This is a genomic window from Streptomyces sp. NPDC048255 (genome assembly GCF_040652415.1).
Classification (GTDB): domain Bacteria; phylum Actinomycetota; class Actinomycetes; order Streptomycetales; family Streptomycetaceae; genus Streptomyces.
This window is the reverse complement of sequence record NZ_JBEZMA010000002.1, coordinates 95,332-108,077: the sequence shown is the minus strand read 5'-3', so window position 1 is coordinate 108,077 and position 12,746 is coordinate 95,332. Positions and strand designations below refer to the sequence as shown.

Here is a 12,746-nt window from a genome sequence, read left to right as displayed (position 1 = left end):
AAGCCAACACAGTGTCCCCCTCTGTACACGTCACTCCGCTCCAGAACATCTCAGACGCCGATGCCGCCGCCTGCCACCGGCTCGTCGCCGCCTCGACGGCCCACGACCTGCCCGGAGTACCTGCCCCCGACCCCGGGCAGATTCTTGCCCAGCTCACGCAGCCCGCTCTCGGCAGCCGCCGGCTGACGTGGCTCGCCACTGCGGCGGACGGCGTCCCCGCCGGAGTCGCCGGCCTGCGGCTGTTCACCTCACCGGGCCAGCAGCACCTGGCCGAACTGGAACTCCACGTCGATCCCGCACACCGGCGCCTGGGAACCGGCTCTCTCCTGCTGTCGGCGGCCGTGGCGGCCTGCCGCGCCGAAGGCCGGCGCAGCCTCGTCGCGACGACCGCGGCCGACAGTCCGGGCGAGGCGTTCAGCGAGCGCCACGGCTTCCGCCAGGCGCTCACCCTGGACCACCTCATGCTGCGACTCGACGAACTGGACATGGCCGACCTGCTGCGGACCGCCGACGCCGAGCACCCCGGCTACCGCCTGACCGGCTGGACCGGCACGGTTCCCGACGAGCTCGCCGACGCGTTCGCCACGGCCAAGAACGCGATGAACGACATGCCCGTCGGAGACCTGGACTACGGCAGCGTGGCATGGGACGCCGAGCGCGTGCGTGCCATGGGCAAGGTGGTCGCCGACCGCGGCGACACCCTGCTGACGATCGCCTCTGTCCACGACGACGGCACCATGGCCGGCTACACCGAGATCGTGCTCCCTGGGGGCGCAGGGCCGCGTGCCCAGCAGTACGACACGGCGGTCGTGCCCGCTCACCGCGGCCACGGCCTCGGACTGTGGGTCAAGGCCGCCATGGCACGGCGGCTGCGCGCCGAGCATCCCGGCGTCGTCGAGATCGAGACGGACAACGCCGACAGCAACGTCCACATGCTGGCCGTCAACCACCGCCTGGGCTTCCGCTCCTACCGGCGCACCCGCGAGTTCCAGCTCGACGTGCCCACGGCCTGAGAGCGCCTGACACCCCGGCTCGTCCACCCATCGCACACCGGCCAAGGAGCTGCCGTGAACGTTTCCACCTCCACTCTGTCCCTGACCGTCGCCGACGTCGACGCCTCTCGTGACTTCCTGTGCACCCACCTCGGCTACGAGGTGGCCATGGCCGACGACGGCTTCGCCTCCCTGACCCGCGAGGACGCCGCCGTCGACATCGTCCTGCTCCGCAAGGGCACCGAGGTCCTGCCCGCCGAGCAACGCAACCGGGAGGCGGGTGGCCTGATCATCGCGCTCACGGTCGCCGACCTCGACGCCGAGGAGGCCCGGCTGCGCGCGGCCGGCGCCCCCATCACCATGCCGCTGCGCGAAGAGCCGTGGGGCGAGCGCCTGTTCCAGATGACCGACCCCAACGGGGTCGTCGTCCAGCTCGTCGAGTGGGCAGTCCCCGACCGCCCCGCCGATCCTGACGAGGACACCGCCCCACACGTGATCACCCCCACGGCGCAGAGCGTCACCGTCTCGCCGAACGCCACCATGACCGGCCTGGCGGCGCCCAGTCGCGGCAGCGCCGAACTCAGCACCTGGACGGTCGCGATGGAGGCCGGGGCGACGGGTCCCGAGCACTCCATCACGCGTGAGCAGGTCTGGACGGTCACCGAGGGCGCCCTGGTAGTGACCTGCGGCGGCCACACCCACAAGGTCCTGGCCGGCCAGAGCCTGATCCTCCCGTCCGGCCTCGTCCGCCGGATCCACGCCCCGGAACGGGCCGAGGCCCACGTCGCGATGCGCTGCGACGGGGTCGCTTCCGTTCCCGGCACCGAGGGCACCCGCGAACTGCCCTGGGCACGATGACCGCGACTGCCGCGAACGAACCTGCCCCTGCTCCCGGGGAGGTTTCGGCAACGACCGGATCCCTCCCGCGCAATCGCCGGCCGAGGCCGGCATCCACAAGGAAACGAGAAACACGACATGCGTGTGCTGTTGATGGCGTACGGATCACGCGGCGACATCGCGCCGCTGGCCGGACTGGCCGCCGAGCTGCGGAGTCGCGGCGCGGAGGTCCGCGTGTGCGCGCCGCCGGACGTGGAGTTCGCGGAACTGCTGGCCGGTGTCGGCGCCGAACTGGTGCCCTACGGGCGGGACGTGCGCGCGCTGCGGACGGAAGCGCCGCCGTCGGACGCGGCCGCGTTCGCGGCCGAGCTGGTCGCCGCGCACTTCGACACGGTCGCCAAGGCTGCCGAGGACTGCGACGTGCTAGTCGCGAGCGGCCTGATGCCGGCCGGTGCCCGCTCGGTCGCCGAGAAGCTGGGCATCCGCTACGTGTACGCCGGCTTCCACCCGTTCGAGATGCCCTCCGCGCACTACCTTCCCTCGCCGCGGCCCGGCCCGCCGGCCCCGCCCGGAATGACCGACCACCAAGCCCTGTGGGACCTGGACGCCCAGAAGGTCAACGCCCTGTACCTCAAGCCCCTCAACGCCCACCGCGCGGCGATCGGCCTTGCGCCGGTGGACAACGTCCGCGACCACGTCTTCGGCGACCGGCCGTGGCTGGCCGCAGACCCGGTCCTCGGGCCGTGGGAGAAGCTCACGAACCTCGACGTCCTGCAGACCGGAGCGTGGATCCTGCCCGACGAACGACCTCTGCCCGCCGATCTGGAGGCGTTCTTGGAGGCCGGCACGCCGCCGGTGTACGTCGGCTTCGGCAGCATGCCCATGACCACGGGCACCGACATCGCCCGCATCACCGTCGAGGCCGCCCGCGCACAGGACCGCCGCGTCCTCGTCTCCCGCGGCTGGGCCGACCTGGCCCTGGCCGACGACGCCGACGACTGCTTCGCCGTCGGCGACGTCAGCCACCCGGTGCTGTTCCGCCGGGTCGCAGCCGTCGTGCACCACGGCGGCGCCGGCACGACGACCACCGCCGCGCTCGCCGGCGCACCCCAGGTCGTGGTACCGCAATTCGTGGACCAGCCGTACTGGGCCGCCCGCGTGGCCGAACTCGGCATCGGCGCGGCACACGACGGCCCGACCCCCACCTTCGAGTCCCTGTCGGCCGCCCTCAGCACGACCCTGACCCCCGAAACCGCAGCACGGGCGACGGCCGTCGCCGGCACCATCCTCACCGACGGCACGACAGTGGCCGCGAAGCTGCTCCTCGACCTGGAGCACGCCGCGCGATGAACCGCGAACAAATTTCCCAGATTGCCCATACCGACCATCCGATCAAGTCCCCGCTCGACGACGACTCGGTCAGCCGGCTGCTCGAACGCGGCCTGCCCCGAGGCGACGAGCGCGTGCTCGACCTCGGATGCGGCACGGCGGAGTGGCTCCTGCAGACCCTGGCGACCCGCCCCCGCGTACACGCCGAAGGCGTCGACGTCTCCGAGGTCGCCCTGACGCAGGCCCGCCGGACAGCGAGCGAACTCGGAGTCGGCGAGCGCCTGGTACTCCACCAGCTGGAGGCCGCGGACTTCACCTCTGCAGAGCCGTTCGACCTGGTGATCAGCGTCGGCGCCACGCATGCCTTCGGCGGTCTCCTCCCCACCCTCGCGGCAGCCCGCGAGCACCTGGCTCCCGGAGGCAGCGTCCTGCTCGGCGAGTCGTTCTGGGACCGCACCCCGTCACCTGCGGCCGTCGAGATGTTCGGTGACCTCGCCGACCTGGCGACCACGGTGGACCTCGTGGTCGCCGACGGGTGGACCCCTGTCCACGGCCACGTCAGCACCCGCGCTGAGCTGGACGCCTACGAGTGGGCCTGCTGGGGCTCGCTGGCCGCATGGGCTCTGGACCACCCTGCCGATCCGGCCGCCGCGCAGGTGCTGGAGACGGCCGACGCCCAGCGTTCGCGGTGGCTGCACGGGTACCGGGACAGCTTCGGATTCGTCTGCCTGGTGCTGCGTCGGACCTCGGATTGATCGCGTAGGCCCCCGGCAGGCCCGCGCACCCCAAGACGTCCCCCTCGCCCGGGGGCCCCGCCATGACCGCCACCGACCCGCGGTGGCCGGAAAGTGAAGAAGGAACAGATGCAACCGACGTTCATACTCGTGCACGGAGCATTCGCGAGCTCCTTCTCCTTCGCGCCCCTTCAGGCCGAACTCGGCCTCCTCGGGCACCGCTCGGTCGCCGTCGATCTGCCCGGCCACGGATTCCAGGCGACCTTCACCCACGCCTATCAGGCCCCGCAGGACCCCGCCGGGCTCGCCACCGCGCCCGGCTCGATCAAGGGCGTCACGCTCGCCGACAACGTCGCCCACCTGATCGGCATCCTCGAACGGGCCAAGCAGAACGGCCCCGTGATCCTCGTCGCCCACAGCCGCGGCGGCGCCACCGTCACGGCCACGGCCAATGCCCGCCCGGACCTGATCGACCGCCTCGTCTACGTCTCGGCCTGGGCCCCGGTCACTCTCGACGTGGGCGGCTACTACGCCGAGCCGGAGATGGCCACGGTCGACCCCGCCGCCTTCGCCGCAGCGTTGGCCGGGAATCCCGCCGACCTCGGCGTGCTCCGCGTCAACTTCCGCACCGCGGACCCGGACGCGCTCGTGGTGCTCAAAGCGGCCCTCCTTGCGGACGGCACCGACGAGCAGTTCCTCTCCTTCCTCAACACCTTCCAGCCCGACGAGAACCTGGACGCTGGTGGCCCCGCCGACCGGGCGCAGGCCGCGACCTGGGGCCGTATCCCCAAGACCTTCATTCGCCTGGCCGATGACACGAGTCTGCCGCTTGCTCTGCAGGACCGCCTGATCCGTGAGGGCGACGCGCTGACGCCGGACAACCCGTACGACGTCCGCACGCTCGAGGGCAGCCACCTGAAGTGGCTGGTCGACCCCGAGCCGGCGGCCCGCGTCCTGGGCGAAATCGCCACGCTCCCCGCATCGTCAGCTCAGGCCTGATCGCAATGAGTTGAACGGTTCGGTGGTGGGACGAGGAACGAGCGTGCCGTTGTGGGTGCACTCACGACCGTCCCGGCACTGAGACCGGACACAGCCCGGGTGACAGCCTTCGCCGCAGCCGTCACCCGGGCTCCAGGCCGGCCCAGGATGGCCGGCCTGGCAGAGAAACCGCAGAAACAGGAGATCAACGAAGTGCGTGTGCTGTTGTCGACCTATGGGTCACGTGGGGACGTCGAACCGCTGGTGGGGCTCGCGGTGCGGTTGCGGGAACTCGGCGCGGAGGTGAGGGTCTGCGCGCCGCCGGACGAGGACTTCGCGGAGCGACTGGCCGGCGTCGGCGTGTCCATGGTGGGCGTCGGGCAGTCGGCGCGCAAGCTGACGACCGCGGCGCCACCGCCATCGAAGGCCAATCTGCCCCAGCGTGCCGCCGAATTGATCGCCAGCCAGTTCCAGGTGATACCCGCCGCCGCCGAGGGGTGCGAGGTACTGGTCGCGACGGGCGCGATGCCAGCCATAGCCGGTGCGCGGTCGATGGCCGAGAAGCTGGGCATCGGCTACGTATCTGCGATCTTCCAGCAGCTCACCCTGCCCTCCCCGCACCGCCCGCCGCTGGCATACCCCGGGCGGCCGTTCCCGCCGGAGGTGACCGACAACCGGGCGCTGTGGGACCTGGACGCGCAGAGCATCAACGCGCTGTTCGGTGAAGGGCTCAACACCAACCGGGCGTCGATCGGCCTGCCCCCGGTGGCCAGCGTCCGCGACTACGCCTTCGGCGAGCAGCCGTGGCTGGCGACGGACCCCGTGCTGGACCCATGGCTGGAGACGCCCGACCTCAACGTCGTACAGACCGGCGCATGGGTGCTGCCCGACGAGCGGCCACTCCCGCCGGATCTGGAAGCCTTCCTGGACGCAGGCACGCCGCCCGTGTACGTAGGGTTCGGCAGCATGGCCGTGCGCGGAGGCGAGGAGGCTGCCCGGGTGGCCATCGAGGCGGTCCGCGCGCGGGGCCGCCGGGTCCTCGTCGGGAGCGGCTGGGCGGAACTGGGCCTCATCGACGACCAGGACGACTGCTTCGCCGTCGGCGAGGTCAACCACCAGCAACTGTTCGGGCGAGTGACCGCAGTCGTGCACCACGGTGGCGCGGGCACGACGACGACGGCCGCACGTGCCGGCGCTCCCCAAGTGGTGGTGCCCCAGTTGGCGGATCAGCCTTACTGGGCCGGCCGGGTGGCCGAGCTGGGCATCGGCGTAGCCCACGACGGCCCGGTGCCGACCGTCGAGTCCCTGTCGACCGCGCTCGACACGACCCTAGACCCCGAAACCTCCATCCGGGCGAGGACCGTGGCTGGCACGGTCCACACCGACGGTGCGATGGTGGCCGCGAAACTGCTGCTCGACGCTGTCAGCTGAGAGGGACGAGACGGGTCCGCGCACTGGGGGTGCCTCGTGTCCGTACCGGCTGGGGTGGGTCCTGCGGGCCGTACTTCGAGATGTCGTACGTCGCTGCGGTACGGGCCAGCGGCCCAGGCTGTCGGTGACGGGCGATAGCTTGTGCGGCAGCACAACAGGCGGTCGACAACGGGGGATCCATATGCGGTACCGCTTCACGTCCTACCACCCGGCGAGTGACGCCGAGGCAGCCGTCACGGACGGCACCAGGCTGGGCGGCCTGCCGCACTGGTTGGAGGAGCCGCAGTGGCCGGTCGACCCGTACGAGAACGAACTCGCTCCGTTCATGGGGCAGTTCCGGGTACCGGCGGCGGATGTCGGCGGGGACGGGGATCGGATGGTGTATCTGTTCGCCATCGGGTTCTCCGGTGAACACGCCACCGTCGTCCAGCCGGGAGGGCAGGTCACCGAGTCCTTCGAGACCCGGGCGGCGGCCACCGGGCCGACGGACCTAGACCGGGTCCACCTGCTCCGGGTGGAGGAGGAGGTCGACTTCTCCCGTGTCGAGCGGGAAATGGAGCCGGTCGAGGACGAGGACGAGGAGAACCGGGCGTGGCGGCTGGAGGAGCTGCTTGAAGAGCGCCAGAAGGACGCCGCGGGCAGCATCCGGATGAACCAGCTCGGCGGCCCCGATGTGGTGCCGGTCTGGTTGCAGGGCGACGGCCTGCCGGGCGAGGGCTGGCAGCTGGTCGCCCAGTTCGACTCCTGCCAATTGCCCTTCGATGTCAACTTCGGTGACACCGGTGTCGGTTACCTGCTTCTCTCGCCGGACGGCAAGAACGCCGAGTTCTTCTTCCAGTCCTGCTGAGGGCATGGAGCCTCCTCGGTTCCGCCCCGTGGTCTACGAGCCCGCCCCCGCCGACGGCCCCGCCCCGGACCCGGCCGCCCCTCGGCTGAGCAGGCAGCCGCACTGGCTGGAGGAGCCGCAGTGGACTTACTCGGAGGCCACCGACACCGCGATGGATTCCTCGGGCAGTTCTGGGTGGAGCGGTCGGGTGAGCCGCCGCGCCTGGCATATGTGAACCCACGTGGACACAGCCACACAGCTGGTCAGCGGACTGGGCGGCGCCGATACAGACGACTCAGTTCGCTGACAACGCGCCTACGAAGTGATCTCAATTGGTTGGCTCGGTAGGCTGCCGGTCGTGGTGGGGATCGTTGAGCGGCTGGCGCCGGACGAGTTGTGGGAGCTGTTTCAGCGTGTGGTGCCGGAGGCGCCGTCGCGGCCGCAGGGTGGTGGTCGCCCCCGGCATGGCGACCGGGAGGTGCTGGCCGCGATCGTGTTCGTGGCCACGTCGGGATGCACATGGCAGCAGGTCCCCTCCGCATCGTTCGGGAAAGGGCATACCGCCGATCCGCTCCCGCCCGGGGGCCCCGGCGACGGAAGCCAGGCAAGCTCCATGGCGACAAGGGCTACGACTACTCCCACCTGCGGCGTTGGTTACGTGAGCGTGGCATCACCCATCGCATCGCCCGAAGGGGTATCGAGACCTCCCAGCGGCTCGGCCGGCACCGCTGGACCATCGAACGCACTATGTCTTGGCTGGCAGGGTGTCGACGTCTGCACCGACGCTATGAACGCAAAGCCGAGCACTTTCTGGCTTTCACGGGCCTCGCCTGCACGTTCATATGCCTGCGCCGCCTCGCCAGCTGATGTGTCGGCGCAACAGCTCTATCGCCAGGGTGTGGTCGTACTGCTCGGCCACGTGCATGGGCGTGTCGCCATCGGGGTCCGCGAGCTGTGGGTCAGCACCGAAAGCCAGGAGGATGGCTGTGGTGTGCACGGTCAGAGGGCGCCCGCTCTGCAGGGTGCTGTCTCCCTCGACGTCAATGGCGTGCGTCAAGAGCGTCGAGCTGCCCTGCACCTCGTTGGGATCAGTCCCGGCGGCGAGCAGACGAGCCAGTGTTTCGGCGTCCTCGTGCTCCACCGCAAAATGGGCAGGCGTCCAGTAGTCGTTCACGAGGCCATTCAACCGGCCCCGCCCATGTCCGCCAAAGGGCATCCGCACTGTCCGCACCACCCATTGAGATGTCGTCTAAGGGCCGAGTCGGTCTCGCGGCCCACCATCGGAGCGCACCGACTGGCTCCGTCTACCCGCGGCGGGCTCTGGCCTGAGCATCGCTATGCCTCTGACTCGGTCAGAGGCATAGCCCCCGACGAAGACCCGGCTCCCGGAGCCGTGGCGTGCCGCTTCACGTCCTGCGCAAGATCGCCGGGCACGGCTCGCTGACCACCACTCAGCGCTACCTGCACCCCGACGCCGGTCAAATCACCGCAGCTGGTGCCGCGCTGTCTGCGCACCTCATGGTGCTCCGTGCACCTCGTTCGCTGCCAGTCACGGCCGTCACCGCGATCTGACCCGCACCGACCGCCCTGGTCCCAACTGGTCCCAACTGGTCCCCAAAAACGATCAAGGGGCCGTTTTGGATTGCTCCAAAACGGCCCCTGACCTGCGACTCTTTCGAGTCGGGACGACAGGATTTGAACCTGCGACCCCTTGACCCCCAGTCAAGTGCGCTACCAAGCTGCGCCACGTCCCGTTGTGCCTTCGGTGTTCCTCCGACTGGGTTTCCCCTGTCCCGGCGGCACATGCAGAACATTACCCCACGGCGAGGGGTGTGCACGCACCGGTAATCGGTGGGGGCAGGATGAGGGGGTGGACGCACGGGACAGGGACGATGCAGGGCGGGCGCGGAGCGCGCGGCCCAGGGACGGGCTGGGGCGGCCGCTGCCCTACGGGGCGGAGGGCGTGGAGCGGCAGCCCGAGGGGGTGGTCCGCTCGCCCCGCGAGACGACGCGCGAGGCGCAGCGGCTGCTGGACGCCGGGATGCCCTTCCACGCCCACGAGGTGTTCGAGGACGCCTGGAAGTCGGGCCCGCCGTCGGCGGCCCCGCTGTGGCGGGGGCTCGCGCAGCTCGCGGTCGGGCTGACGCACGCCGCGCGCGGGAACACCGTCGGCGGGGCGCGGCTGCTGCGGCGCGGGGCCGCCGGGATCGAAGGGCTGGACGGGGAGGCGTACGGGATCGACGTGCCGGGCCTGGTCCGGTGGGCCCGGGAGCTGGCCGACCGGGTGGCGGCGGGCGGCCCGGCCGTCGATGCCGCGCGGGAGGCGCCGAGGCTAGGAGGACGTGTCCCGGGCGGCGGGCTGGAGTAGGTCCCAGCGGTTGCCGTACAGGTCCTCGAAGACGGCGACGGAGCCGTACGCCTCGTGGCGCGGCTCCTCCAGGAAGCGGACGCCTTCGGCGCTCATCCGGGCGTGGTCCCGGGTGAAGTCGTCGGTGTAGAGGAAGAAGCCGACGCGGCCGCCGGTCTGGTCGCCGACCCGCGAGCGCTGGGCCTCGTCCTTGGCGCGCGCCAGCAGCAGCGCCGACTCCTGGGCGCCGGGCGGCCGGACCACGACCCAGCGGGAGCCGTCGGGGCGCGCGGTGTCCTCGGCGAGGTCGAAGCCGAGGGCGCGGGTGTAGAAGTCGATGGCCTCGTCGTAGTCGTGGACCACGAGGGCGGTGAGGGCGATGTGTGCGGGCATGGCCCTTATTGTGCGCCGAGGAGGACGACGTCGAGGGTGCGCGGGCCGTGGACTCCCTCCACCCGGTCGAGTTCGATGTCGCTGGTCGCGGAGGGTCCGGAGATCCAGGTCAGCGGGCGGGTCGGGTCCAGGAGGGGCAGGGCCTGCGGGACGGAGTCCACGACCTGGTCGGGGACGCGGACGAGGCAGATGTGGTGGTCCGGGACGAGGGTGATGCGGCGCCTGCCCTGGGACGGGCCGCCGTCCAGGACGAGCGTGCCGGTCTCGGCGATGGCCAGGGCGCAGCCGGTCACCACGGCGTCCACCCGGTCCAGGTCCCGGGCCGTCTGCCCGGCCCGGTCGGTGAGGAGGCCGGCCGGCAGTCCGTCGGGCCAGTCGAATCCGAGGGCGGGCGGGAGCTGCACGGTGGCGGCGCCGGCCAGCAGGCGGCGCAGGAGGTCCGGCAGCCCGTGGCCGTCCGTGCGGTGGACGCGGGCCCGGTACTCGGCCAGGTTCGCCGCCAGCAGGTCCACCCGTTCCCCGGGGGTGCGGGAGCCGTGGACCTGGAGGTAGTCCCGGGGGATCGCAAGGTCCGGGACCGGGCCCGGCTCCCCCACGGCGCGGCGGATGCGGCCGAGGATGCGGTCCTTGCTGCTCATCGGGGGGTCTCCCGTTCTCGGGTCCACCAGTCGCGGAAGGACTGTGCCGGTACGGGTGGCAGTTCGCGGCTGTCGGTCCAGGCGCGTCCGGGTCCCGGCAGCCGGCGCGGGGCGAGGCGGCGGGCCCGGGCCAGCAGGCGCTCGCCGGCGCGCAGGGCGAGCGGATGGTCCAGGAGCAGCCTGGCGGCGCGCAGGGCGGCCCGTTCGGCGGTGTGGCCGTGTGCGGGGCGGATCCGTACGCGGATGCCCTCGCGGGTCACCGGCCCGCCCTGGACGACCCGTTCGCGCAGGTGGACGAGGACCTCCGGGATGTCGATGGCGACCGGGCAGACCTCGTAGCAGGCCCCGCACAGGGTGGAGGCGTACGGCAGTGAGGCGTCGATCTCGCTGGCGGTGCCCCGGAGTTGGGGGCTGAGGATGGCGCCGATGGGGCCGGGGTAGACGGAGCCGTAGGCGTGGCCGCCGGCGCGTTCGTAGACCGGGCAGACGTTGAGGCAGGCGGAGCAGCGGATGCAGCGCAGGGCCTGGCGGCCGGTCTCGTCGGCGAGGGTGTCGGTGCGGCCGTTGTCGAGGAGGACGAGGTGGAAGGCGGTGGGCCCGTCGCCGTCTGCCCCTCTCGAAGGGCCCAGCCCGGTCCACATGGTGGTGTACGGGTTCATGCGCTCGGCCGTCGAGGAGCGCGGGAGTGTCTGGAGGAAGATCTCCAGGTCGCGGAAGGTCGGGATCACCTTTTCCACGCCCACGACCGAGATCAGGGTCTCGGGCAGGGTCAGGCACATCCGGCCGTTGCCCTCGGACTCGAAGACGACCATGGTGCCGGTCTCGGCGACCATGAAGTTGGCTCCGGACACGGCGACTTTGGCGCGCAGGAACTTCTCGCGCAGGTGCAGGCGCGCCGCTTCGGCGAGTTCCCGCGGGTCGTCGCCGAGTCCGTCCGGCGCGGGCCGGCCCCAGCGGCCCATCTCGGTGGCAAAGAGTTCGCGGATCTCGGCGCGGTTGCGGTGGATGGCGGGGACCAGGATGTGGGAGGGGCGGTCGTGGCCGAGCTGGACGATCAGCTCGGCGAGGTCGGTCTCGTAGGCGGCGATCCCGGCCGCTTCGAGGGCTTCGTTGAGGCCGATCTCCTGGGTGGCCATGGATTTGACCTTCACGACCTCGCGCTCGCCGGTGGCGTGGACGAGATCGGTCACGATCCGGTTGGCCTCGTCGGCGTCGGCCGCCCAGTGGACGGTGCCGCCGGCGGCCGTGACCGCTTCCTCCAGCTGGAGGAGGTAGTGCTCGAGGTGGCGCAGGGTGTGGTCCTTGACCGCTTTGCCGGCGGCGCGCAGCCGGTCCCAGTCCTCGAGTTCGGCGACGGCGCGGGCCCGCCGGTCGCGGATGGTGTGCGTGGCGCGGCGCAGGTTGGAGCGCAGCACCTCGTCCCGTACGGCTTCCCGGGCGGCGGCGGGGAAGGCGGGCATGCCGAGATCCGTACCGGTCATGGCAGGGGGTCCTCCTCGGTCGCGGCCAGGATCTCGGCGAGGTGCAGGGCCCGCAGCGGGGTGCCGGTGCGGCGCAGGATGCCGTCGAGGTGGGCGAGGCAGGAGTTGTCGGCCCCGCACAGGACGTCCGCGCCGGTGGCGCGGGCATTCGTGATCTTGTCGGTTCCCATGGCGGTCGACACGTCGGGGTTCTTGACGGCGAAGGTTCCGCCGAACCCGCAGCACTCCTCGGCGCCGGGCAGCTCGACGAGGTCCAGGCCCTTGACGGCGGCCAGCAGCCGGCGCGGCCGGTCGCCGAGGCCCAGTCCGCGCAGCCCGTGGCAGGAGGGGTGGTAGGTGACGGTGTGCGGGAAGTACGCGCCCACGTCCGTCACCTGGAGCACGTCGGTCAGGAACTCGGTCAGTTCGTACACGCGCGGGGCCAGTGAGTCCGCCGCCTCCGCCAGTGCGGTCCCCCGTCCTCCTTCCTCGGCCGCCTTGCGGCCGATGCGCGGGTAGTGCTCGCGGACCATCGCGGCGCAGGATCCGGAGGGGGTGACCACGTACCGGTACCCGGCGAAGGCCCGGGCCGTACGCAGGACCAGCGGTTCGCTCTCGCGCCGGTACCCGGTGTTGTACTGGGGCTGGCCGCAGCAGCTCTGGGCGGAGGGGAAGTCCACCTCGACGCCCAGCCGCTCCAGGAGGCGTACGACGGCGATGCCCGTTCCCGGGTACAGCGCGTCGTTGACGCAGGTGACGAACAGGGCGACACGCATGACGG

General features: G+C 71.5%; 14 protein-coding genes, 1 tRNA gene and 2 pseudogenes. 11 read left to right on the top strand and 6 right to left on the bottom strand.

Features of this window, described 5'->3' with window-relative positions; all coding sequences use genetic code 11:
* Positions 1–11 precede the first annotated feature (11 nt).
* From AB0D94_RS02960 to AB0D94_RS02920, 9 genes and pseudogenes are all read left to right on the top strand, one after another.
* Positions 12–1,013, top strand: a complete 1,002-nt coding sequence (locus AB0D94_RS02960; protein WP_362044670.1) for a GNAT family N-acetyltransferase — start codon at positions 12–14, stop codon at positions 1,011–1,013.
* 54 nt (positions 1,014–1,067) lie between these two features.
* Positions 1,068–1,850 (top strand): VOC family protein, encoded by a 783-nt coding sequence (locus AB0D94_RS02955; protein WP_362044668.1) that lies wholly within the window; start codon positions 1,068–1,070, stop codon positions 1,848–1,850.
* Positions 1,851–1,967: 117 nt separating this feature from the next.
* Entirely contained in the window at positions 1,968–3,179 is a 1,212-nt protein-coding gene (locus tag AB0D94_RS02950; protein ID WP_362044666.1) for a glycosyltransferase, read from the top strand.
* Positions 3,176–3,913, top strand: coding sequence for a class I SAM-dependent methyltransferase (locus AB0D94_RS02945; RefSeq protein ID WP_362044664.1), 738 nt, complete (start codon positions 3,176–3,178; stop codon positions 3,911–3,913). The genes AB0D94_RS02950 and AB0D94_RS02945 overlap by 4 nt, the downstream gene beginning before the upstream one ends.
* 108 nt (positions 3,914–4,021) lie before the next feature.
* Positions 4,022–4,891 carry an alpha/beta hydrolase gene (locus AB0D94_RS02940; protein WP_362044662.1) on the top strand — a complete coding sequence of 290 codons (870 nt, stop codon included), beginning with the start codon at positions 4,022–4,024 and terminating at the stop codon, positions 4,889–4,891.
* A gap of 147 nt (positions 4,892–5,038) precedes the next feature.
* On the top strand, positions 5,039–6,301 hold the full coding sequence (locus AB0D94_RS02935) for a glycosyltransferase (protein WP_362044660.1): 1,263 nt from the start codon (positions 5,039–5,041) through the stop codon (positions 6,299–6,301).
* A gap of 181 nt (positions 6,302–6,482) precedes the next feature.
* Positions 6,483–7,148 (top strand): hypothetical protein, encoded by a 666-nt coding sequence (locus AB0D94_RS02930; RefSeq protein WP_362044658.1) that lies wholly within the window; start codon positions 6,483–6,485, stop codon positions 7,146–7,148.
* Positions 7,149–7,152: 4 nt separating this feature from the next.
* Positions 7,153–7,362 (top strand): hypothetical protein, encoded by a 210-nt coding sequence (locus AB0D94_RS02925; protein ID WP_362044656.1) that lies wholly within the window; start codon positions 7,153–7,155, stop codon positions 7,360–7,362.
* A gap of 132 nt (positions 7,363–7,494) precedes the next feature.
* A pseudogene (locus AB0D94_RS02920) lies at positions 7,495–7,994 on the top strand (transposase).
* Here AB0D94_RS02920 and AB0D94_RS02915 read toward each other — a convergent pair.
* Complete coding sequence (locus AB0D94_RS02915) at positions 7,966–8,301, bottom strand: ankyrin repeat domain-containing protein (protein WP_362044654.1); 336 nt, start codon at positions 8,299–8,301, stop codon at positions 7,966–7,968. The pseudogene AB0D94_RS02920 and the gene AB0D94_RS02915 sit on opposite strands and share 29 nt — an antisense overlap.
* Before the next feature lie 221 nt (positions 8,302–8,522).
* Here AB0D94_RS02915 and AB0D94_RS02910 point away from each other — a divergent pair.
* Positions 8,523–8,699: pseudogene (locus AB0D94_RS02910) on the top strand (site-specific integrase); the annotation flags it as partial.
* Between the two features lie 108 nt (positions 8,700–8,807).
* Here AB0D94_RS02910 and AB0D94_RS02905 read toward each other — a convergent pair.
* Positions 8,808–8,881 (bottom strand) — tRNA-Pro (locus AB0D94_RS02905).
* Positions 8,882–8,997: 116 nt separating this feature from the next.
* Here AB0D94_RS02905 and AB0D94_RS02900 point away from each other — a divergent pair.
* A complete protein-coding gene (locus AB0D94_RS02900; RefSeq protein ID WP_362044652.1) occupies positions 8,998–9,495 on the top strand; it encodes a DUF309 domain-containing protein in 498 nt (165 codons plus the stop codon).
* Here AB0D94_RS02900 and AB0D94_RS02895 read toward each other — a convergent pair.
* Genes AB0D94_RS02895 through AB0D94_RS02880 form a run of 4 tightly spaced genes read right to left on the bottom strand, consistent with a single transcriptional unit; the run spans position 9,460 to position 12,741 of the window.
* Positions 9,460–9,867, bottom strand: coding sequence for a VOC family protein (locus AB0D94_RS02895; RefSeq protein ID WP_362044650.1), 408 nt, complete (start codon positions 9,865–9,867; stop codon positions 9,460–9,462). The two genes, AB0D94_RS02900 and AB0D94_RS02895, sit on opposite strands and share 36 nt — an antisense overlap.
* A gap of 5 nt (positions 9,868–9,872) precedes the next feature.
* Positions 9,873–10,505, bottom strand: coding sequence for an LUD domain-containing protein (locus tag AB0D94_RS02890; RefSeq protein WP_362044648.1), 633 nt, complete (start codon positions 10,503–10,505; stop codon positions 9,873–9,875).
* Complete coding sequence (locus tag AB0D94_RS02885) at positions 10,502–11,986, bottom strand: lactate utilization protein B (RefSeq protein ID WP_362044646.1); 1,485 nt, start codon at positions 11,984–11,986, stop codon at positions 10,502–10,504. Before AB0D94_RS02885 ends, AB0D94_RS02890 begins: the two co-directional genes overlap by 4 nt.
* A complete protein-coding gene (locus AB0D94_RS02880; RefSeq protein ID WP_362044644.1) occupies positions 11,983–12,741 on the bottom strand; it encodes a (Fe-S)-binding protein in 759 nt (252 codons plus the stop codon). Before AB0D94_RS02880 ends, AB0D94_RS02885 begins: the two co-directional genes overlap by 4 nt.
* Positions 12,742–12,746: the final 5 nt, after the last annotated feature.

What these genes read in the sequence shown, in the direction of transcription:
- AB0D94_RS02925 (WP_362044656.1), top strand. Translation starts at nt 7,153, where the DNA reads ATGGAGCCTCCTCGGTTCCGCCCCGTGGTCTACGAGCCCGCCCCCGCC.
- AB0D94_RS02935 (WP_362044660.1), top strand. Translation starts at nt 5,039, where the DNA reads ATGGCCGGCCTGGCAGAGAAACCGCAGAAACAGGAGATCAACGAAGTG.
- AB0D94_RS02890 (WP_362044648.1), bottom strand. Translation starts at nt 10,505, where the DNA reads ATGAGCAGCAAGGACCGCATCCTCGGCCGCATCCGCCGCGCCGTGGGG.
- AB0D94_RS02950 (WP_362044666.1), top strand. Translation starts at nt 1,968, where the DNA reads ATGCGTGTGCTGTTGATGGCGTACGGATCACGCGGCGACATCGCGCCG.
- AB0D94_RS02945 (WP_362044664.1), top strand. Translation starts at nt 3,176, where the DNA reads ATGAACCGCGAACAAATTTCCCAGATTGCCCATACCGACCATCCGATC.
- AB0D94_RS02895 (WP_362044650.1), bottom strand. Translation starts at nt 9,867, where the DNA reads ATGCCCGCACACATCGCCCTCACCGCCCTCGTGGTCCACGACTACGAC.
- AB0D94_RS02885 (WP_362044646.1), bottom strand. Translation starts at nt 11,986, where the DNA reads ATGACCGGTACGGATCTCGGCATGCCCGCCTTCCCCGCCGCCGCCCGG.
- AB0D94_RS02880 (WP_362044644.1), bottom strand. Translation starts at nt 12,741, where the DNA reads ATGCGTGTCGCCCTGTTCGTCACCTGCGTCAACGACGCGCTGTACCCG.
- AB0D94_RS02930 (WP_362044658.1), top strand. Translation starts at nt 6,483, where the DNA reads ATGCGGTACCGCTTCACGTCCTACCACCCGGCGAGTGACGCCGAGGCA.
- AB0D94_RS02940 (WP_362044662.1), top strand. Translation starts at nt 4,022, where the DNA reads ATGCAACCGACGTTCATACTCGTGCACGGAGCATTCGCGAGCTCCTTC.